Below are 19,385 nucleotides of genomic sequence, written 5' to 3'. Positions count from 1 at the left end.
CCGCCTCAGCTCCCGCGCGAGCCCAGGCTGCCCACGCTGGCCTCCAGCGTGGTGGAGCCCGTCCGCCACGGCCGGGCCTGGTCCCTCAGCCACGTCCCGAGGCGGGCCACCAGGGCGCAGCCCAGCAGCAGCGCCAGGCCAATGCCCAGGCCGGCCGGCAGGCTCAGGGTGGGGCCCACGCGGCTGGACAGGCCCGCGTAGCTGGACCAGCCGTACACGACGGGCAGGTGCAGCACGTAGACCCACAGCGACAGGCGGCCCAGGGGCGCCAGCAGCCCGCTGACCTTCCGCGGCAGCACGTTGATGAACCCCAGCACCATCATCCCCTGGCCGATGCGGTAGGCCACCAGCCACGCGCTGGCGGGGCCCCAGTCCTGGGGCTGCCCGCGCATGAACCAGAAGAGCCCGCCGCCCAGCACCAGCAGCGCCAGCCCCTGGGGCACGCCGGGCCGCAGCGCGCCCAGCAGGTTCGCGGCCAGCGCCCCCGCGAAGAAGTAGGCGGCCCACGGGAAGAAGGCGAAGCGGCTGAAGCCGTCACTGCCGATGAGCTGGGTCAGCGGCCCGGGCAGGCCCTCACTCATCGCGCGGACGTCGGCGCTCACCAGCGGCAGGCCCACCGTCATCACCGCCAGCATCGCCGTGCGGCCCCAGCGGCCCGGCGTCACCGCCAGCAGGGTGGCGCCCGCCAGCAGCGCGAAGCCGATGCACTGGAGCGCGTCGAAGGTGAAGACCTTGGTGAGCATCTTCTCGGTCAGGCCCATGTGGATGACCGTGGACCACCCGGGCCAGTGCACCAGGTAGCCCAGGAAGATGAGCAGCAGCGCGCGCCGCACCCGCTTGCCGTAGGTGTCCCGGGCCGCCGTGGGCTTCGAGCCCAGCGCCGCGACCACCGCCCACCCGGCGACCATCAGGAACAGCGGCGCGGTGATGCCCCGGCAGGTCCAGTAGTGCTGGACCCAGATGTCCTCACGCACGGTGGGCGACAACACGGCGTCCAGCGTGTGGCCAATGACCATCGCCATCACCGCGAGCCCGCGCGCGCCGTCGAGCCCGGGGTGCCGGGTGTCTCGTTGCTGGAAGGTGAAGGTAGGGCCGAGTTGACTCACGAGGTCCCCAGCATAGGCCGTGACTGGGGCCCCGTCTCCAAAACGCATGAACCCGCCAGCCGCTCCTTCACGGAGAGACAGGGCGCCCTGACGGGTCGTGTGGTGCTACAGGGAGGGACATGCGCCCGCCCGCCCTGCTGCCCAGCATGCTGCTGCTCGTCCTCCTGGCCCCCCTCCATGGCCGCGCGGCGTCCGGGGACGCGTGGCTGGGGCCGGACAAGCCCAAGCACTTCGCCGCGTGTTTCGTGCTCGCGGGCGCGGGGTACACCGGAGGGGCGCTCCTCTTCGACAACCCCCACGCGCGCTGGCTCACCGGTGCGGGGCTGGCCATGGGCGTGGGCGTGGCCAAGGAGGTCTACGACAAGGGGCGCGGGACGACGTTCTCGATGAAGGACCTGGCGTGGGACGGGCTCGGCACGGCGTCCGGGCTCGCGGTGTCGTACCTGGTGGACCGGCTCCTCTTCCGCCGCGAGGATGCGCCGGAGGTGGCCCGGGCGGAGCTACCGCGTCGCCCCGCCACGCTCGGCTTCGATGGCGCCTGGGGCGGGGCCTTCCGGGGCGGCTTCTCCTCGCGCCTGGCGTTCGACGAGCTGTACCAGCTCCTCGCGATGCAGCCGCGGGTCCACCGTCACCAGCGCGCCGCCTCGGCCGGAGGCGCGGCTGACGAGCACGGTGACCTTGCCGCGCGGGCACTGGTTCATGCAGCCCGAGGGCAACACGCGGACCTGCTCACCCAGGCCGCGTTCGGTGAGCGTGCCCTGGAGCCAGCGCGGCAGGTCCAGCCCTCCGGCCCGGGCGCCGCCCTTCATGAGGCACTTCCGGCAGACGAGCACCTCCACGTCCGCCGCCGGTCCACCGCCGCTGTCGTCCCGCATCCATCCTCCGAAGGGTCCTGGGTGATGCCGGGCGATGCCCCGCGAGCCCACCCCTGAACGACGGGGGGCCTGTCCGGTGGAACACGCCCGGTAGCCTGTGCCTTGGAGGTAGCGCGCTGTCGGGAATCCCGCAGCCGGGCCTGTTCGTCCGAGTGCCCGGGGGGCGGGGAGGCACGCTGGCGGCTGATGGGTCCGGAAAGCGGCCGTGCGGGGATGTCACGACGCGGCGTTCCTCGTGGGCCGCTTGCTGGTAGCTTGCGCCGCGCTATCGAAGCGGCCATGGAGGGCTTCCATGATTCAGAACCGGTGGGTCTCGCTGCTCTCGCTGTCCGCGATGGGCGTCAGTGCGCTCGCGGGATGTGAGCGCACACCGCCACCCGTCGCCGAGCCCGTGGCCGCGCCGGAAGCGCAGAAGCTGCCGGCGCCCAAGCCGATGACGCCCGAGCAGCTCGCGCACTTCTTCAAGCCGCTGCCCCGGCGCAAGGACGCGCCGCCCCCGCCCCAGGACACCGAGGCGCAGGTGGCGCTGGGCCGCATGCTCTACTTCGAGCCGCGCCTGTCCAAGAACCACGACGTGTCCTGCAACACCTGCCACGGCCTGACGACCTTCGGCGTGGACAACAAGGCGCTGTCGGACGGGCACAAGGGGCTGAAGGGCACGCGCAACTCGCCCACCGTGTACAACGCGGCGGGGCACATCGCGCAGTTCTGGGACGGGCGCGCGGACACGCTGGAGGCGCAGGCCACCGGGCCCATCCTCAACCCGGTGGAGATGGCCATGCCGGACGAGAAGCGCGTGGTGGCCACGCTGACCTCCATCCCGGAGTACACGAAGCGCTTCCGCGAGGCCTTCCCGGGGGAGAAGAAGCCCGTCACCATGGCCAACGCCGCGCGCGCCATCGCCGCCTTCGAGCGCAAGCTCGTCACGACGTCCCGCTTCGACGCCTTCGTGGGCGGCAAGCACGACGCGCTCTCCGAGCAGGAGCAGCGGGGCCTCCAGCTCTTCGCCACCACCGGCTGCACCACGTGCCACAACGGCCCGGCGGTGGGCGGCACGTCCTTCCAGAAGCTGGGCCTCATCGAGGACTACCCGGGCCTGAAGGACGCGGGCCGCTTCGACGCCACGAAGAACGAGGATGACCGGGGCAAGTTCCGCGTGCCCACGCTCCTCAACGTGGACAAGACGGGGCCGTACCTGCACGACGGCAGCGTGGTGGAGCTGCCGCGGATGGTGCGGCTGATGGCGAAGCACCAGCTCGCGCGCACCCTGACGGACGCGGAGGTGGACGACCTGGTCGCCTTCCTCAAGAGCCTCACGGGGGAGTTGCCCCCCGCCGAGCTCATCGCCCCGCCGGAGCTGCCCCCCAGCACCGCGAAGACGCCCAAGCCGGACCCGTCTTGAAAGGTGCGCGGCGCCTCGCGCGTTGCTAAGCAGCGAGGCCCATGGACCGAATGCTCTTCTACGCCCACTCCGGGCTCCGCTATCTGGTGCTGCTGGCTGGCATCCTGGCCCTCGCGTACTTCGCCTACGGGCTGGCGACGCGGAAGCCCTTCGACAAGCTGGGGCGCATCCTGGGCTCCGCCTACTCCGGGCTGCTCCAGCTCCAGGTGTTGCTGGGCGTGGGCGTGCTGGTGACGCGCTTCTACTACCCGGCGCTCATCGGGCACATCGTGATGATGGTGCTCGCCGCCGGCGTGGCGCAGGCGACGCTGTCCATCAACCGTCGCAAGCCGCAGCCGGCCTTCGTGCTGCCGCTGGTGGGCGTGGTGGTGTCCGTCGTCTTCATCATCGGCGGCATCATGGCCATTGGCCGCGGCGTGTTCACCACCACCGCGATGTGAGCCCCGCCGGGTAAATGCTGCGCTGAACCACGGCGCGCGGCGCAAATGCTGCGCTCCCACGGCCAACCCCCACGCATGACTGCCTGGGTGTTGGCCGTTCGTCATTCTGGCCTTCGCATTGCAATTCGTGTCGAGCGTGCCGGGCAGTGAGCCCGGCCTCCCTTCGAGGAGGGGCACGCGGCGATGCGGACACACGCCCAGGAAGGACGGCCGCGCTTCGCGCGAAGGTTCGTCCCCGTCATCCAGCTCCTGGCCCTGGTGGCGGCGCCACTGGCGGGGGCGCAGGGCGCCACGCGGGGCGCGGCGCTCTTCCACCAGCGCTGCGCCACCTGTCACACGCTGGGCGAGGGCGACCGCGTGGGCCCCGACCTGCACGGCGTGCTGGAGCGGCGCGACGAGGCGTGGGTCACCCGCTTCATCACCAGCCCGGGCGCCGTCATCGACGCGGGCGACCCGGTGGCCACCGCGCTGCTGAAGCAGTTCAACGGCATCCGCATGCCGGACCAGCAGCTCACGCCGGAGGAGCGCGGCGCCCTCTACGCCTTCTTCCGCGACTGCACGAAGCGAGGTGTGGGCGGCTGCAAGCCCTCGCCCGCGGCGAGGATGGGCACGGACGCGGCGCCCGAGGAGGTCGCCCGGGGGCGCCGGCTCTTCGAGGGCACGGAGTCGCTGGCGAAGGGCGGCCCGGCCTGCATCGGCTGCCATGACGTGCGCGGCCTGGGCGTGGCGGGCGGCGGCACGCTGGGGCCCAACCTGACGTTCGCCTTCGCGCGCATGGGCGAGCGGGGCATGCGGCCCGCGCTGGCGAAGCTGGACACGCCGATGATGGCCGCGCTGTACGCGAAGGCGCCGCTGGAGGAGGAGGAGCAATACGCCCTCAAGGCGTACCTCGCGGACGTGTCGCGCGACGGCAGCAAGCCCCGCGCGGACCGGGACTTCTTCTACCTGGGCGTCGTCGGGATGCTCGCGGTGCTCGGGTTCATGGGCGTCGCCTTCGGCGCGCAAGCCAAGCGAGGTCAGCCGTGAGTGAGGCCCTCTTCTCCGCCATCCCCTACGTGGCGGCGGGCGCGGCCGGGGTGGGCGTGGCGCGCAGGTGGATGTTCCAGCGCCCCGCGGGTGAGCCCACGCCCTGGACGCTCTCGGGGCGCGTCGTGCTGGGCGGCGCCGTCATCGTGGCCCTCAACCACCTGCTGGGGCTGCTGGCGCCTCGGGCGATGCAGGCCTTCAACGCGTCGCCGGGGCGGCTCTTCACGCTGGAGGCGGTGAGCCTTGTTGGAGGGTTGCTGCTCGCCTGGGGCCTCGCGGGCTTGACAGCGCGCCGCGCGCGGGAAGGGCAGTGGCGCAGCGCCGCGCTGCTGGGGCTGCTGCTCGCGCAGTCCCTCTCCGGCGTCTACCTGGCGGTGGCGGTGCGCTGGGGCTCGGCCTGGTACGTCCACGTGGTGGTGCCGTACCTGCGCTCGGTGCTGGCCTTCAGCCCGGACGCGACGCTGCTGGCGCAGGCGCCCTTCATAGTCCAGCTCCACACCCTCTCCGGAATGGTGGTGCTGGCGCTGGCTCCCTTCATCCGCGCGCGGCCACAGCCTGTCGCCGAGCCCCTGCTCGTCACGCCTCGGGAGGAGACCGCCCGCTGACGCGGCGGCGCACCCGTCATGAAAGACGCCTCGACTCGCATCCCTTGTCGTGCCCTCACCCTGGGCGGCTGGATGGCCCTCGCCCTGGCGGGGTGCAGCGGCCCGGTGAACAACCAGCAGGGCTACATGCCCGAGCAGCCCGTGGCCTTCTCCCACGCCGTCCACGCCGGGCAGTACGGCCTGGACTGCCAGTACTGCCACGTGGGCGCGGAGAAGAGCCGCCACGCCGGCGTGCCCTCCACCAGCGTGTGCATGAACTGCCACACGCAGGTGAAGACGGACTCGCCGGAGATTCAGAAGGTCGCGGCGGCGGTGGCGGAGAACAAGCCCCTGGCGTGGGTGCGCATCCACCGCCTGCCGGACCACGCGTACTTCAACCACGCCAGCCACGTGGGCGCGGGACTGGATTGCCAGACGTGCCACGGCCCCGTGCAGGAGATGGTGCGCGTGGAGCAGAAGGAGCCCATGACGATGGGCTGGTGCCTGGACTGCCACCGCGACACGGCGGCGAAGCAGGTGTCCGCGCCGCCGCCCTCCGCGCCTCGCGCCGGAGAGCTGTTGGCCCTGTCGTCCGGCGCGCCCGCGCCAGAGCCGCTGAAGGCCCCTCGAATCCTGCAGCCCCCCACGGACTGCTCGAGCTGCCACCGCTGAGGAGTCCCATCCATGTCCGACCCACTTCCCAAGTACTGGCAGAGCCTGGTGGAGCGCGCTGGCGACGTTGGCGCCCTGTCCCAGGACGAGTTCACGGAGCCGCTCCCCGTGGGCGTCGCCGCCACGCCGCCGGATGCGAACAGCCGCCGGGACTTCTTCAAGCTGATGGGCCTGAGCGCCGCGGCGGCCATGGTGGCCTGCCAGCGCGCGCCGGTGCAGCAGATCATCCCCTACGTGGCGCGCCCGGATGAAGTCACGCCGGGGCTGGCGCTCTGGTACGCGTCCACCTGCAACGGGTGCAGCGCCCAGTGCGGCCTGCTGCTGAAGACGCGCGACGGCCGTCCCATCAAGGTGGAGGGCAACGACGAACATCCCGTGTCGCGCGGCGGCGTGTGCGCGGTGGGCCAGGCGTCCGTGCTGTCGCTCTACGACGCCAGCCGCGCCCGCTACCCCACCCGCGCCACGAAGCGCGTGTCCTGGGCCGAGGTGGACGCGGACGTCACCCAGGCGCTGCGCGAGGCCACCGAGGCGGGGAAGGGCATCCGCGTGGTGCTGCCCTGGCACCTGGGCCCCACGGCGGAGGCGGCGATGAAGCGCTTCCTGGCCGCGTACCCCACCGCGCGCACGGTGCGCGACGAGCCCCTGGGCGAGCTGTCCGCCATCGCTGACGCCTACCTGGTGACTCATGGCGTGCGCGCCGTGCCGGACTACCGCTTCGACAAGGCCGCCGTCATCGCCAGCTTCGGCGCGGACTTCCTGGGGACGTGGGTGTCGCCCGTGGCCTTCACCCGGCAGTACGCGGAGTCGCGCGACGCGGCCCGGCGCCGGACGATGTCGCGGCACTACCAGGTGGAGCCGTTGATGACGCTCACCGGCGCCGCCGCGGACCGCCGCTTCGTGGTGGCGCCCTCCGACATGGCGCTGGTGCTGGCGGACCTGGTGCGGCGCCTGGCGGTGAAGGCCGGCCGCGAGGTGCCCGGGCTGGCCTCGCTGCCGCCCGCGCTGGAGGAGGCGACCAGGGCGGAGCTCGCGGACGCGCTGTGGGCCCAACGTCGGGAGGCCCTGGTGGTGGCGGGGGGCGATGACGTGGCCATGCAGGTGCTGGCCAGCACCGCCAATGCGCTGCTGGGCAACGAGGGCCACACGGTGTCGCTGGCGGACGGCACGGTGTTGGACGCGGACGCGCTGTCCATGGACACGCTGCTCACGGAGCTGCGCGCCGGGGCCGTGGGCGCGGTGCTCTTCATGGGCACCAATCCCGTCTACACCGACCCGCGCGGCGCGGAGCTGGCGGCGCTGCTGAAGGACGTGCCGCTCACCCTGTCCACCAGCGACCGGCGGGACGAGACGGCCGTCCACGTGGGGCTGCACGCGCCGGAGGCCACGGCGCTGGAGTCGTGGGGCGACGCCGAGGTGCGCCGGGGCGTGGTGTCCCTGCGCCAGCCCGCGGTGGCGCCGCTGCACGAGACGCGCGGCGCGGTGGAATCACTGCTCCAGTGGGTGGGGGCACCCCAGGCGCACTACGACTTCCTCCGCGCGCGGTGGGAGGCGGAGGTCTTCCCTCGGGCCGGTGGAGCGCTCCAGGGCTTCAGCGCCTTCTGGGACGATGCCCTCCGCCGTGGCGTGGTGACGCTCGGCGCCGCTTCGGTGGAGGCGCCCGTCTTCCGCGAGGAGGGGCTGGCGAAGGCGCTGGCCGGTGTGGCTCGCCACGCGGCGGAGTGGGAGCTGGTGCTGTACCCCACGGTGGCGCTGCGTGACGGCGCGCCGGCGAACAACGCGTGGCTCCAGGAGGTGGCGGACCCCATCACCAAGGTGACCTGGGGCAACCCGGCGTGCATCGCCCCGGCGCGCGCGAAGGCGCTGGGCCTCGAGGACGGCGACGTCGTCCAGGTTCGCGCGGGGAGCACGACGCTGTCGGTGCCCGTGCTGGTGCAGGCGGGGACGCACCCCTCCGTCATCGCGGTGGCGGTGGGCTACGGCCGCACCCACGCCGGGCGCGTCGCGGACGGCATCGGCGTCAACGGCTACCCGCTGTCGGCGGTGGTGGACGGGCGGGCGCGGCGCGTGGTGCCCGGCGTCACGGTGCGGGCCACGGGCGAGCAGCAGCCCCTGGCGCTGACGCAGACGCACCACCGGCTGGAGGGACGGCCGCACGTGCGCGAGGCGGAGCTGGCCGCCTTCCTGGCCAACCCGCGCGCGGGCAACGAGGTGCAGGCGGGGCACGGCGGGGGAGGGCACTCGCTCTCCCTGTGGTCGGGCCACGAGTACAAGGGGCACCGCTGGGCGCTGGCGGTGGACCTGAGCGCCTGCACGGGGTGCTCGGCCTGCGTGGTGTCGTGCCAGGCGGAGAACAACATCCCCAGCGTGGGCCGCGACGAGGTGCTGCGCCGACGCGAGATGCACTGGATGCGCATCGACCGGTACTACCAAGGTGACGAGGCCAACCCCCAGGTCGTCCACCAGCCGATGATGTGCCAGCACTGTGAGAACGCGCCGTGCGAGACGGTGTGCCCGGTGCTGGCCACGGTGCACTCCAGCGAGGGCCTCAACCAGCAGGTCTACAACCGCTGCGTCGGCACGCGCTACTGCGCCAACAACTGCCCCACCAAGGTCCGTCGCTTCAACTGGTTCGACTCCGAGCACGCCGAGCCGCTGGAGCGGATGGTGCTCAACCCGGACGTCGTGGTGCGCAGCCGGGGCGTCATGGAGAAGTGCTCGCTGTGCGTGCAGCGCATCCAGGAGTCCAAGGCCACGGCGAACCGGGAGGGCCGCCCGCTGCGTGACGGGGACATCCAGACGGCGTGCCAGCAGAGCTGCCCGGCGAAGGCCATCCACTTCGGCGACGTGAATGACCCGGACAGCCAGGTGGCGCGGCTGGCGAAGGACGGGCGCGCGTTCCGCCTGCTGGAGGAGCTGAACATCGGTTCGTCCATCACCTACCTCACGAAGATCCGGAACACCGGGTCGGGAAGCGGCACATGAGCCACCAGCATCTGTCCCCGCTGCGCGAACCGCTCGTCACCGAGCCGCGTACCCTGGGCCAGCTCACCGAGGAAATCTGCGCCCCCATGGAGCGGGCCCCCACGTGGAAGTGGTGGGTGGCCTTCGGCATCGCGGTGTCCGTGCTCGGCACGGGCGCCGGCATCGTCGGCTACCAGGTGGCCACGGGCATTGGGGTGTGGGGCCTCAACAAGACGATTGGCTGGGCCTTCGACATCACCAACTTCGTGTTCTGGGTGGGCATTGGCCACGCCGGCACGCTCATCTCCGCCATCCTCTTCCTCTTCCGGCAGAAGTGGCGCACCAGCATCAACCGCGCGGCGGAGGCCATGACGTTGTTCGCCGTGATGTGCGCGGCGCTCTTCCCCGTCATCCACATGGGCCGGCCCTGGCTGGCCTTCTGGGTGCTGCCGTACCCGAACGACCGCGGCAGCCTGTGGGTGAACTTCCGCTCGCCGCTCTTGTGGGACGTGTTCGCCATCTCCACGTACTTCACCGTGTCCGCGGTGTTCTGGTACGTGGGCCTGATTCCGGACCTGGCCACCGTGCGTGACAGGGCGAAGGCGGGCCTCCGCAAGGCTGTCTTCAAGGTGATGTCGCTGGGGTGGACGGGCTCGCACCGGACGTGGAGCCGCTACGAGACGGTGTACCTGCTGCTGGCCGGCCTGGCCACGCCGCTGGTGCTCAGCGTGCACACCATCGTCTCCATGGACTTCGCCACGTCGGTCATCCCCGGCTGGCACACCACCATCTTCCCGCCGTACTTCGTCGCGGGCGCGGTGTTCAGCGGCTTCGCCATGGTGCTGACGCTGATGATCATCACCCGCGTGGTGCTGGGCTACGAGCACCTCATCACCCTGCGCCACCTGGAGAACATGACGAAGATCATCATCGTCACAGGTGGCCTGGTGTCGCTGGCGTACGCGACGGAGTTCTTCATCGCCTGGTACTCCGGCAACCCCTACGAGCGCTTCGCCTTCATGAACCGCGCCTTCGGGCCCTACGCCTGGGCGTACTGGATCATGGTGACGTGCAACGTGGTGTCGCCGCACCTCTTCTGGTTCAAGAAGATTCGCACCTCGCCCGCGGCAATCTTCGTCCTGTCGTTGGTCATCAACGTGGGCATGTGGTTCGAGCGCTTCGTCATCATCGTCACCAGCCTCCACCGCGACTTCCTGCCGTCGAGCTGGGCCATGTACACGCCGACGATGGTGGAGGTGGGCACCTTCATCGGGACGTTCGGCCTCTTCTTCACGCTGTTCCTGCTCTTCGTCCGCGTGCTGCCCATCATCTCCATCGGCGAGGTGAAGAGCGTGCTGGGCTTCGCTCGCGACGGCCATGAGGCGCAGCCGCACCCGCCCGCGAAGCCGGCCGCCGAGGCGCCGCACCCCGTGGCCCACCGGCCCGTGGCGCCGGGGCCGCTGGCCATCGCCACCCGAAAGGATGTCCCCGTATGAGTGCCCCGGTTCTCGTCGGCTACTTCGACAGTGAGGCCCAGGTGCTGGACGCCACCCGGGCGGTGCGCGAGGCGGGCTTCGTCCTCCATGACGTGTACACGCCCTATGCGGTGCACGGCCTGGATGACGCCATGGGCCTCAAGCCCAGCCGCCTCACCTGGGTGTGCTTCGGCGCGGGCCTGCTGGGCTGCACGCTGGCGCTGTCGCTCCAGTACTACACGAGCGTGGTGAGCTGGCCCCTCAACGTGGGCGGCAAGCCGTTCAACTCGTTCCCCGCGTTCATCCCGGTGTCCTTCGAGCTGACGGTGCTCTTCGCGGCGCTGACCACCGTGGCGGCCTTCCTGGTGCGGGCGAAGCTCTTCCCGGGGAGCCGCCGCCCGGTGCTCCCGCGTGTCACGGATGACCGGTTCGCCATCGCGGTGGCGCCGCGCGAGGTGCCCTCGGAGCTGGACGCGGCCGAGGACCTGATGCGCCGACACGGCGCGGTGGCGACGGACCTGCTGGAGGTGGCGTCGTGAAGAAGCTGCACCTGGGCGTGGTGGTCGTGAGTCTGGCCTTCACCGGCTGCGAGCAGGACGAGACGCGGCCCAACTTCGAATACGCACCGGACATGGTGTCCTCCGTGCCCTACGACACCTTCGCGGCGAATCCCGTCACCGTGGACGGCAAGACGCTGCTGGCGCCGGTGAAGGGCACCGTGCCGCGTGGGCACCAGCCGCTGCACCTGGCGGCGGGGCCGGAGGAGGCCGCGAGGGCAGGGCGGGAGCTCCAGAATCCCTATCCCGCGTCGCCGGAGGTGCTGGCCCGGGGGAAGGTGGCCTTCTCGCGCTACTGCGGGCCGTGTCACGGCGCGGAGGGGCTGGGCGACGGGCTCGTCACCGCGCGCTTCCCCATGCCGCCGTCGCTGCTGGCCGAGCACGCGAAGCAGCTCCCGGATGGGCAGGTGTTCCACATCATCACCCACGGGCAGGGGCTGATGCCGGCCCATGGCTCGCAGGTGGCTCCGGAGGACCGGTGGAAGATCGTCCACTACGTCCGGACCTTGCAGGACCCCGCGCGGACGGCGCGGAAGGACGTGCCATGAGTGCTTCGATGCATGAGGTGGCCGCTGCTCCAACCAGCGGCTTCGAGGTCCCTCCCGCCGTGCACCGCGCGGCGCAGGTGCTGGCCGGCGTGGGCCTGGGCATCCTGGTGGCGGGGCTGGCCATCGCGCGCGAGCGTGCGCTGACGAGCCTGCTCACCAGCGGCTTCTACTTCCTCTGTCTGGGCCTGGGCGGCGCGGTGTTCCTGGCGCTGATGTACGTGGCGAACGCGGGCTGGTTCACCGTGTTCAAGCGCATCCCGGAGGCCTTCGCGGCCTACGTGCCCTGGGGCGCGGTGACGATTCTGGCGCTGCTGCCCTTCGTGTCCTCGCTCTACCCCTGGGCGAAGCCGGGAATCATGGAGACGGACCACCTGCTGCATGAGAAGGCCGCGTTCCTCAACGTGCCCTTCTTCGCGGTGCGCATGGTGGTGATGCTCGCGCTGTGGACGGGCTTCACGTGGACGCTGCGGCGCATCTCCCTGCGACAGGACGCGGAGCGCTCGCCGGAGCTGGCCGGGCGCAACGTGACGGTGTCGGCGGTGTTCCTGGTGCTCTTCGCGCTGACCTTCTGTCTGGCCGCGTTCGACTGGCTGATGACGCTGGAGCCGCACTGGTTCAGCACCATCTACGCGCTCTACAACATCGCGGGGCTGCTCAGCTCCAGCGTGTGCGCCATCACCGTGACGGCGATTCTGCTCCACCGCGCGGGCGCGCTGCCCCAGCTCAACACCAGCCACCTGCACGACCTGGGCAAGCTCATGTTCGGCTTCGCCACGCTGTGGGCCTACCTGTGGTTCTCGCAATACCTGCTCATCTGGTACGCGAACATCCCGGAGGAGACGGTCTACTTCGTCACGCGGACGCACGGCACCTGGGCGGTGGCCTTCTATCTGAACGTGGCGCTCAACTGGGCGCTGCCCTTCGTGCTCCTGCTGCCCAGGCCCGCGAAGCGCAATCCGTCACACCTGCTGCGCGTGGCCGGCATCCTCCTGGTGGGGCGCTGGCTGGACCTGTACCTGATGGTGGTGCCCGGGGGGCAGCCTGACGGCGTGGCCCTGGGCGTGTTCGAACTGGCCGGCTTCGTGGGAATGGCGGCGCTCTTCACGCTGGCGGTGACGCGGACGGTGCGCGCCACGCCGATGGTGCCGGTGGGCGACCCGTACCTGGTGGAGAGCCTGCATCACCACACCTGAGCTGGATTGAGAGGAAGGGAGCGGTGGATGCCTCGATGGCGGGGCCTCCCCGGAAGCCCGCTCCCGACAGCGACGCCGCCCGTCCTCCTCGGCGGGCGGCGTTGCACTTTCCAGGGTAGGGTGCGCCATGGCCGATTCCTCCCCTGGACGAGCACCCCTCCGAGTGGCCTTGCTGGGCTACGGCATCGCGGGCAGGCACATCCACGCGCCGCTGATTCAAGGCGTGGAGGGGCTGGTGCTTCAGGTCGTGGCCTCGCGCCAGGAAGAAGCGGTGCGCTCGACGCTGCCGCACGTCACCCTGTGCACCTCGCATGAGGCCGGGGCGACGCACCCCGACGTGGACCTGGTCGTCATCGCCACGGCGAATGACCTGCACGCGCCGCTGGCGGAGGCCGCGCTCGAGGCGGGGAAGCACGTCGTCGTGGACAAGCCCTTCACCATCACCCTGGCCGAAGCGCGCGCGCTGCGTGCCCTGGCGGAGTCGCGTGGCCTGCTGCTCTCGGTGTTCCACAACCGGCGCTGGGACACCGACTTCCAGGCGCTGCAGGCGCTGCTGGCGGAGGGCACCCTGGGCCACGTGGCCCACGTCGAGTCGCGCTTCGACCGGTTCCGTCCGGAGGTCCGCGCCCAGTGGCGGGAACAGACGGTTCCGGGCGCGGGCGTGTGGTTCGATTTGGGGCCGCACCTCGTCGACCAGGCGCTGCAACTGTTCGGGCTGCCGGAGTCCGTGTCCGGCACGCGCGAGACGTTGCGAGAGGGCGCCTTCGTGGATGACTGGTTCCAGTACACGCTCGCCTACCCACGGCGGCGGGTGGTGCTCCAGGCGTCCATGCTCATCGCGGCGATGACGCCTCGCTTCGCCGTGCATGGCTCACGGGGCTCATGGCTTACCCTGGGCCGCGAGCAGCAGGTGCCTCGGCTGGTGATGGGAGGACCCCCGGAGGGCCTGGCCTGGCACGAGGCCCCGTCACCTGGGCCGCATGGGGCACCCACCGTCGCATCGGCGGGGGACTACCGGCAGTACTACGCGGGCATCCGGGATGCCCTGCTGGGAGGGGCGCCCAACCCCGTGACGCCCATCCAGGCCGTGGCGGTCCAGGCCGTGCTGGAGGCGGGCATCGAGGCGCAGGTGAGTGGCCGTGCGCAGCCGCTGACGCTCACGGAGGCGGAGCGTGCGGCCTTCAACGCAGGCACTGCTTGATTCCCGCCCGGTGGGATGCCTACTCCTAGCGGTGTCGTGGACTCCCCTTGTCGCACACGCGACCCTCTGAGGACCCCTTGAGCTCGAAGAAGCCCGGCCGTAACGACCCGTGTCCCTGTGGCAGTGGCAAGAAGTACAAGGTCTGCCATGCCACCGAGGACCGGGCCCGGGCCGCGCCGCCCGCCGCCCCCGCCTCGTCCGCCCGGGCCGACCTCGAAGCGGCCATGGAAGTGCTGGGCGACCCGGATGTGTCCAAGCTGTCCGGCGCCTTGGAGCGGCTGGCGGACCTGATGGCGGACTGGGGCCCGCTGCCCGGCCTGCGCTTCGACGTGAATGCCTTCTCGGACCACGTCGGCAAGGAGCTGGCCCGGCTGTCGGAGAACGCGGAGCAGGACGCCTCCAGCGCCCGGCGTGAGCTGCTGGTGGGGACGGTGCGCGAGCTGGGGACGCAGGCCTTCCTGGCGTCGCTCGCCGCCGCGCTGATGGCGAAGCTGTCCACGCCGGGCCTGTCCGCCGAGGACCGGCGGGCGATTGGCGTGGGCACGCTGCTGGCCTCGGCGTCCAAGCGGATGGGCAAGGCCCGGCCAGAGGACATCCCCGTGCTGGACGTGGTGTTCGACGTGCAGTTCCGCGAGTGGAGCGCCCGGCACAAGGAGCTGTCCCAGAAGTACGAGGCGCTGGTGAAGGGGCTGGAGGAGCAATCCCTCCCCGAGGAGGCGAAGGCCGCGCTCCAGCAGGCCCGGGGGGGCGACGTGGGCGCGCTGCTCAAGTACGTCCAGGAAGACCCGGCGCTGGCCGAGCGCATCGCGCGTGAAGCCAAGGAGCGCGCCGCCCGGGTGGAGGCCTGGCTGCGGGCCCCGACGTCGCCGGCTGTCTTCTCTCCCGAGGAGGAGCTGTGGCTCACCTGCTCGCTCTGGGAGCCGATGCAGGCGCTGAAGAACCTGCCCACGGGGACGGAGCCCGCGGTGCGCCGGGACGCGGTGACGGCGCTGATGCGGGCGGTGAAGGGCGCGCTCGACGACGACTTCCTCGCGGGCCTGTTGGACAGGCTGCGCCAGAAGGCGAAGGACGCGGGGGCGGATGAGGCCACCCAGATGGCATTCATGGACGCCGCCATCGCCTTCGAGGCGGAGCCCGCGCGGATGACGCTCGCCGCGCTGCTGACGGCGCGGAAGGAGGCGGAGGGGCGCTCACCCGAGGAGATGGTGGCGCTGGCCGACCTCAAGGCGCTCACCGCGTGGACGCCGGAGGCCTTCGAGCCCTACCGCGCGCTGCTGCTGAGCATGGGCCTGCCGGCCGCCGCCGCGCGCATCGAGCGCTGCCAGGCGTGGCTCAAGGAGCACCCGGTGACGCTGCGCACCGAGCAGGCCTGAGCAGGCGCGGCGCCTCGGGCCGGCGGCGGCGCGAGGCGTCCATGGGGCGCAGGTTGTTCAGGTCGCCCCTGTTCGACGCGCCTTTGCCGCAGCCGACGGGCGCCACGCCTTCCCAGGGGACTCGAGCCGCGCGGTCAGCGGCCGCGGAAGGTCGCCGGCCGGCGTTCGAAGTGCGCGGAGAGCGCCTCCTGCACGTCCTCGGTCGTCGCGAGCCGCTGGATGGCCGGCAGGAGCTTCTCCGCCGCGGCGCGCTCGCCTTCCAGGACGGCTGTCCGCGCGCTCTCGAGGGTCGCCTGGATGGCGAGCGGCGGCTTCGACGCGATGCGAGTCGCGAGGCCCATCGCCGTCTCCATCAGCGCCTCACGCGAGACGACCCGCTGCACGAGCCCCAGCCGGTGCGCTTCGCGCGCGTCGAGCGCATCGCCCGTCAGCAGGTACTGCATCGCGTTGCCCCAGCCCATGGTCCGCACCCAGCGGGCGGTGCCTCCGCCAAAGGGGAAGATGCCGCGGTCGATTTCAATCTGCTCGAAGGTGGCGTCCTCGGAGGCCACCGTGATGTCGGCGGCGAGCATCAGCTCGATGCCGAGCGTCAGGCACTTGCCATGGACCGCCATGATGAGCGGCTTCGTCCTCGCGGGGCCGTGCGTCGCCCACGGGTCGATGCCCGCCGCGCTGAACAGCGTCTGGGCCTCTCCCAGCCGGGGAAATACGTCCATGAGGTCGAGCCCCGCGGTGAACACGGTGCCGTGCGCGAAGAGCACGCACACGCGCACAGTCTCATCGGCCTCGGCCCGGCTCAGCGCCCCCGAGAGCTGCTCGATGAGCGCGATGTTCATCGCGTTGCGCTTCTCCGGGCGGTTCAGCCCTATCTTCCGCACGAACCCTTCGGTCTCTTCCGTGATGAAGCTGCTCACAAGGCCCTCGTTTCGGTGGGGAGTGACGTCACCTGTGCCAGCCAGTCCGCCGCCTCCGCCCAGACGGCCTCGGGCGTGCTGGCGCGGAACCAGCCAAAGTGGCCGACGCGCTTCATGCCGAGCTCCGCCGGTGTGCGGTGTAGGTGCTCGCGTGTCGCGTTCGGGTAGTAGTCGAGCAGGGCGCGCGCGGCGGCCTCCGGAGCGAAGGCGTCATCCGAGAAGCTGTAGAGCCGGAGCCGCGCCCGGACGCGGTCGTTGTATGGCCGCAGCGGCGCTCCGTGCGCGTCGGAGACGTAGTGCGGGTTGCGGCACCAGCTCGCCCACTGGCGCGCGATGCCGCCCGGCAGGTCCTCCGCGCCCATGGCCCGTCCCGGAAAACGCCCCAGCAGCGCGGCGGAAACGGGGAGCGCCACGTAGGAGAGGGCCGCCACCGCCAGCCCCAGGGGCATGGGCCAATGCCGCCACCAGCCATGCTGGGAGCCAACCAGCAGCACGGCCTGGATGCGCGAGGCGTTCTCCGCCAGCCCCAGCATCTGCCCACCCGCCGAGTGGCCCACGACGGACAGCCGGTGCGATGGAAACCGGGCCGTCACCCAGTCCATGACGGCGGGCGTATCCAGCTCGCCCCAATCCTGGAAGCGGGCCTGGTCGCGCAGGGCCGCGCCCATGACGCTGTCCCCCATGGCCCGGTAGTCATACGTGACGACGGTGAAGCCCCTGCCCGCGAGGAAGCGGGCGAACGCGTCGTAATACCGGCGCGGCACGGCGGTCGCCGGATTCACCTGGACGGCCACGCCGTTGTCCTGGCGTCCCTGGTACACCGTCGCGGCCAGGGGCAGCCCATCCCGGGCGGGAATCTGGACCACCTCCGCCGAAACCCGCGCGCCGGTGGAGGGCAGGGCGTCATTGGCCATCACGGCACCTTCCTGGAGGCGGCGGAGTCCGGCCGGAGGCAGCGCCACGCCGCATCGGCGAGGACCTTCTCGATGCCGGGCTTGAGCTCGACGTGTCCGTTGGCCCAGCCGCGCAGCAGCTCCTGCGCGGGCCCGAGCATCAGCGGCATGTAGACGGACGAAGGCAGGGGCAGCAGCTCACCGGACTGGGCGTAGGACTTCAGCCGGCTGAAGCCCTCCCGGATGAAGTCTCCCGTCGCGGATTGGATTTCCTGCTCGGCCGCGGCCACGGCTTCCTCCCGGCGCATGCGCAGCAGGTAGCGGGCGGCCTCCGGGTGCTCCCGGGACCAGGCGATGTGGTGCGTGACGACCGTCCGCACGAAGGCTTCCGCGTCGTGCTTCTTCTCCAACCGTGCCCGCAGCGAGTCCTGATGGAGGCGCAGGCAGTCGATGTAGAGCGCCACCGCGATGCCTTCCTTCGCACCGAAGTGGTGGTAGACGCTGCCCACGCTGGCGCCGCTGACCTTGCGGATGTCCTCAATGGTGGTCGCCGCCCAGCCCAGCCGGGAGAAGCAATCCAGCGCGGCATCCAGGATGGCACGACGGCTCTGCTCGCCCGTCGCGCTGCGGCGTCTACGCTCCATGGCTAGAATCTGATTCTAGAATCAGATTCCAGTCAAGCCGCCCGCGCGTCCCCCAGGGGCCTACACCGTCGCGGTGCGGACGAGCCGCAAGACGACGGTGAAGTGGAGCGCCGCGCCCACCAGCGTGAGGGCGTGGAAGACCTCGTGGTAGCCGAAGACGCCGGGGCGGAGGTTCGGCCGCTTCAGGGCGTAGGCGAGCGCGCCCGCCGTGTAGGCAACACCTCCGCCGAGGATGAGCGCCAGGTCGGTGCCCGTGAGGGCGCGCCGCGCTTCATCGAAGTAGGGCACCAGCGTCCAGCCGACGGCGACGGCCAGCGCCGCGGTCACCACCTTGGGCGCCTGTATCCAGAACAGCGATTGGAGGACACCCGCGAAGGCGCCCGCCCAGATGAGGAGCAGCAGGCGGTTGCCCGCGGCCCCGGCGATGCCCAGCAGCGCCACGGGCGTATACGTGCCCGCGATGAGGATGAAGATGGAGGCGTGGTCCATGCGCCGCATCCACGTCCGCCCGCGCGTGGACCAGTTCACCCGGTGGTAGGTCGCGCTGACCGCGAACAGCACCACCAGGCTGACGGCATACACCGCGGCGGCCGCGGCGGCCCGGTCCGTGGGGGCCATGGAGACGAGCACCAGCCCCGCGCCCAGCGCGCCCGTGGCGGCGAACTGGTGCAGGACGCCGCGCAGCTTCGGCTTCTCCAGGGGCTGGGCGCTCACGGTCGCCCCCGCGCTTCGGCGACAGCGAGGATGTGGTGCTCGGCCGCGCCGGGCAAGACGGCTCCACGAGAGACGGGATACATGAGGGGCTCCAGCGCCACCGGAGAGTTACGAGTCGGTAGGTTCCGGTCGGGTAAGTTACTGTCCAGTAGGTTCGAGGTCAACGTGGCGACGAAGAAGCGACTGTCGGGGGCTGACCGCCGGGTTCAGTTGATGGAGGTGGGGCGAGGGGTGTTCGCCGCGAAGGGCTACGAAGCGACCTCCATCGAGGAGGTCGCGCAGCGGGCGGGCGTGTCGAAGCCCATCGTCTACGAGCACTTCGGCGCGAAGGAGGGGCTCTACGCGGCCATCGTGGACCGGGAGATGGATGACCTGGTGTCGCGCGTGTCGGAGCGTATCGCCACGGGCACGCCCCGCGAGCGGTTCGAGCGCGCGGTGCTGGCCTTCATGACGTACGCCAAGGAGGTGCCCGCGGGCTTCGCGGTGCTGACGCGCGACTCCCCGTTGACGGTGGGGCGCCGGGGCCTGACGCGCGTCATCGACGACCTGGCGCTGCGCGTGGCGGACATCTTCAAGGTCGAGTTCGAGCACGCCGGCTACAACCCCAAGGTCGCCCCCATCTACGCGAACGCGCTGCTGGGCATGGTGACGCAGGTGGGGCAGTGGTGGGCCGAGGACGGGCGCTCCTTCTCCATCGACCACGTCGCGCGCCATGTCGCGGCGCTCGGGTGGATGGGGCTCCGGCACCTGCCGAAGGAGCCGTCCACGTCCGGTGGGCGGCGCGCTCCGAAGCGGCGCGGCGGTTGA

At 71.3% G+C, this 19,385-nt stretch carries 19 protein-coding genes; 14 read left to right on the top strand and 5 right to left on the bottom strand.

Annotated elements, in window-relative coordinates:
- Nucleotides 1-5: 5 nt before the first annotated feature.
- Nucleotides 6-1,106, bottom strand: coding sequence for an acyltransferase family protein (locus MYMAC_RS27025; protein ID WP_420810018.1), 1,101 nt, complete (start codon nt 1,104-1,106; stop codon nt 6-8).
- 119 nt (nt 1,107-1,225) lie between these two features.
- Here MYMAC_RS27025 and MYMAC_RS27020 point away from each other — a divergent pair, with 119 nt between their 5' ends.
- The 13 genes from MYMAC_RS27020 to MYMAC_RS26960 all read left to right on the top strand — a co-directional run bounded on the left by MYMAC_RS27020 (nt 1,226) and on the right by MYMAC_RS26960 (nt 15,413).
- Complete coding sequence (locus MYMAC_RS27020) at nt 1,226-2,038, top strand: YfiM family lipoprotein (protein ID WP_095960170.1); 813 nt, start codon at nt 1,226-1,228, stop codon at nt 2,036-2,038.
- Nucleotides 2,039-2,273: 235 nt separating this feature from the next.
- Nucleotides 2,274-3,383: a cytochrome-c peroxidase gene (locus tag MYMAC_RS27015; protein ID WP_095960169.1), complete on the top strand. Its 1,110-nt coding sequence runs from the start codon at nt 2,274-2,276 to the stop codon at nt 3,381-3,383.
- A gap of 41 nt (nt 3,384-3,424) precedes the next feature.
- Nucleotides 3,425-3,823: a hypothetical protein gene (locus MYMAC_RS27010; protein WP_013942011.1), complete on the top strand. Its 399-nt coding sequence runs from the start codon at nt 3,425-3,427 to the stop codon at nt 3,821-3,823.
- 183 nt (nt 3,824-4,006) lie between these two features.
- The gene (locus tag MYMAC_RS27005; RefSeq protein ID WP_095960168.1) at nt 4,007-4,849 is read left to right on the top strand and encodes a c-type cytochrome; all 843 of its coding nucleotides are present in this window, start codon (nt 4,007-4,009) and stop codon (nt 4,847-4,849) included.
- Complete coding sequence (locus MYMAC_RS27000) at nt 4,846-5,454, top strand: respiratory nitrate reductase subunit gamma (protein WP_095960167.1); 609 nt, start codon at nt 4,846-4,848, stop codon at nt 5,452-5,454. Before MYMAC_RS27005 ends, MYMAC_RS27000 begins: the two co-directional genes overlap by 4 nt.
- Before the next feature lie 72 nt (nt 5,455-5,526).
- Nucleotides 5,527-6,105, top strand: a complete 579-nt coding sequence (locus tag MYMAC_RS26995) for a cytochrome c3 family protein (RefSeq protein ID WP_239989044.1) — start codon at nt 5,527-5,529, stop codon at nt 6,103-6,105.
- 12 nt (nt 6,106-6,117) lie between these two features.
- The gene (locus MYMAC_RS26990; protein ID WP_095960165.1) at nt 6,118-9,087 is read left to right on the top strand and encodes a TAT-variant-translocated molybdopterin oxidoreductase; all 2,970 of its coding nucleotides are present in this window, start codon (nt 6,118-6,120) and stop codon (nt 9,085-9,087) included.
- Complete coding sequence (gene nrfD, locus MYMAC_RS26985) at nt 9,084-10,562, top strand: NrfD/PsrC family molybdoenzyme membrane anchor subunit (RefSeq protein WP_095960164.1); 1,479 nt, start codon at nt 9,084-9,086, stop codon at nt 10,560-10,562. The genes MYMAC_RS26990 and nrfD overlap by 4 nt, the downstream gene beginning before the upstream one ends.
- The gene (locus MYMAC_RS26980) at nt 10,559-11,080 is read left to right on the top strand and encodes a DUF3341 domain-containing protein (RefSeq protein WP_095960163.1); all 522 of its coding nucleotides are present in this window, start codon (nt 10,559-10,561) and stop codon (nt 11,078-11,080) included. The genes nrfD and MYMAC_RS26980 overlap by 4 nt, the downstream gene beginning before the upstream one ends.
- The gene (locus MYMAC_RS26975; RefSeq protein ID WP_095960162.1) at nt 11,077-11,646 is read left to right on the top strand and encodes a c-type cytochrome; all 570 of its coding nucleotides are present in this window, start codon (nt 11,077-11,079) and stop codon (nt 11,644-11,646) included. The genes MYMAC_RS26980 and MYMAC_RS26975 overlap by 4 nt, the downstream gene beginning before the upstream one ends.
- Entirely contained in the window at nt 11,643-12,839 is a 1,197-nt protein-coding gene (locus MYMAC_RS26970) for a hypothetical protein (protein ID WP_095960161.1), read from the top strand. Before MYMAC_RS26975 ends, MYMAC_RS26970 begins: the two co-directional genes overlap by 4 nt.
- A gap of 127 nt (nt 12,840-12,966) precedes the next feature.
- On the top strand, nt 12,967-14,040 hold the full coding sequence (locus MYMAC_RS26965; protein ID WP_095960160.1) for an oxidoreductase: 1,074 nt from the start codon (nt 12,967-12,969) through the stop codon (nt 14,038-14,040).
- Nucleotides 14,041-14,117: 77 nt separating this feature from the next.
- Nucleotides 14,118-15,413: a YecA family protein gene (locus MYMAC_RS26960; RefSeq protein ID WP_239989043.1), complete on the top strand. Its 1,296-nt coding sequence runs from the start codon at nt 14,118-14,120 to the stop codon at nt 15,411-15,413.
- A 134-nt stretch (nt 15,414-15,547) separates the two neighbouring features.
- Here the strand turns inward: MYMAC_RS26960 and MYMAC_RS26955 are convergent, their stop codons facing one another.
- From MYMAC_RS26955 to trhA, 4 genes are read right to left on the bottom strand one after another with little or no spacing between them, the layout of a single operon-like run.
- Entirely contained in the window at nt 15,548-16,327 is a 780-nt protein-coding gene (locus MYMAC_RS26955) for a crotonase/enoyl-CoA hydratase family protein (protein WP_013942000.1), read from the bottom strand.
- Nucleotides 16,324-17,241, bottom strand: a complete 918-nt coding sequence (locus MYMAC_RS26950; RefSeq protein ID WP_050989260.1) for an alpha/beta hydrolase family protein — start codon at nt 17,239-17,241, stop codon at nt 16,324-16,326. Before MYMAC_RS26950 ends, MYMAC_RS26955 begins: the two co-directional genes overlap by 4 nt.
- Nucleotides 17,241-17,864, bottom strand: coding sequence for a TetR/AcrR family transcriptional regulator (locus MYMAC_RS26945; protein WP_095960158.1), 624 nt, complete (start codon nt 17,862-17,864; stop codon nt 17,241-17,243). The genes MYMAC_RS26950 and MYMAC_RS26945 overlap by 1 nt, the downstream gene beginning before the upstream one ends.
- A gap of 60 nt (nt 17,865-17,924) precedes the next feature.
- The gene (gene trhA, locus MYMAC_RS26940) at nt 17,925-18,578 is read right to left on the bottom strand and encodes a PAQR family membrane homeostasis protein TrhA (RefSeq protein ID WP_013941997.1); all 654 of its coding nucleotides are present in this window, start codon (nt 18,576-18,578) and stop codon (nt 17,925-17,927) included.
- Nucleotides 18,579-18,743: 165 nt separating this feature from the next.
- Between trhA and MYMAC_RS26935 the strand changes: the two genes are divergently transcribed.
- Complete coding sequence (locus MYMAC_RS26935) at nt 18,744-19,385, top strand: TetR/AcrR family transcriptional regulator (protein WP_238539838.1); 642 nt, start codon at nt 18,744-18,746, stop codon at nt 19,383-19,385.

The organism is Corallococcus macrosporus DSM 14697, from assembly GCF_002305895.1.
GTDB lineage: Bacteria > Myxococcota > Myxococcia > Myxococcales > Myxococcaceae > Myxococcus > Myxococcus macrosporus.
This window is presented reverse-complemented; position numbering and strand designations above follow the sequence as displayed.

Bases quoted from the DNA above. Each gene is read 5' to 3' on its own strand.
- MYMAC_RS27020 (WP_095960170.1), top strand. From the start codon at position 1,226: ATGCGCCCGCCCGCCCTGCTGCCCAGCATGCTGCTGCTCGTCCTCCTG.
- MYMAC_RS27015 (WP_095960169.1), top strand. From the start codon at position 2,274: ATGATTCAGAACCGGTGGGTCTCGCTGCTCTCGCTGTCCGCGATGGGC.
- MYMAC_RS27010 (WP_013942011.1), top strand. From the start codon at position 3,425: ATGGACCGAATGCTCTTCTACGCCCACTCCGGGCTCCGCTATCTGGTG.
- MYMAC_RS27005 (WP_095960168.1), top strand. From the start codon at position 4,007: ATGCGGACACACGCCCAGGAAGGACGGCCGCGCTTCGCGCGAAGGTTC.
- MYMAC_RS26995 (WP_239989044.1), top strand. From the start codon at position 5,527: ATGGCCCTCGCCCTGGCGGGGTGCAGCGGCCCGGTGAACAACCAGCAG.
- MYMAC_RS26990 (WP_095960165.1), top strand. From the start codon at position 6,118: ATGTCCGACCCACTTCCCAAGTACTGGCAGAGCCTGGTGGAGCGCGCT.
- nrfD (WP_095960164.1), top strand. From the start codon at position 9,084: ATGAGCCACCAGCATCTGTCCCCGCTGCGCGAACCGCTCGTCACCGAG.
- MYMAC_RS26980 (WP_095960163.1), top strand. From the start codon at position 10,559: ATGAGTGCCCCGGTTCTCGTCGGCTACTTCGACAGTGAGGCCCAGGTG.
- MYMAC_RS26970 (WP_095960161.1), top strand. From the start codon at position 11,643: ATGAGTGCTTCGATGCATGAGGTGGCCGCTGCTCCAACCAGCGGCTTC.
- MYMAC_RS26965 (WP_095960160.1), top strand. From the start codon at position 12,967: ATGGCCGATTCCTCCCCTGGACGAGCACCCCTCCGAGTGGCCTTGCTG.
- MYMAC_RS26950 (WP_050989260.1), bottom strand. From the start codon at position 17,241: ATGGCCAATGACGCCCTGCCCTCCACCGGCGCGCGGGTTTCGGCGGAG.
- MYMAC_RS26945 (WP_095960158.1), bottom strand. From the start codon at position 17,864: ATGGAGCGTAGACGCCGCAGCGCGACGGGCGAGCAGAGCCGTCGTGCC.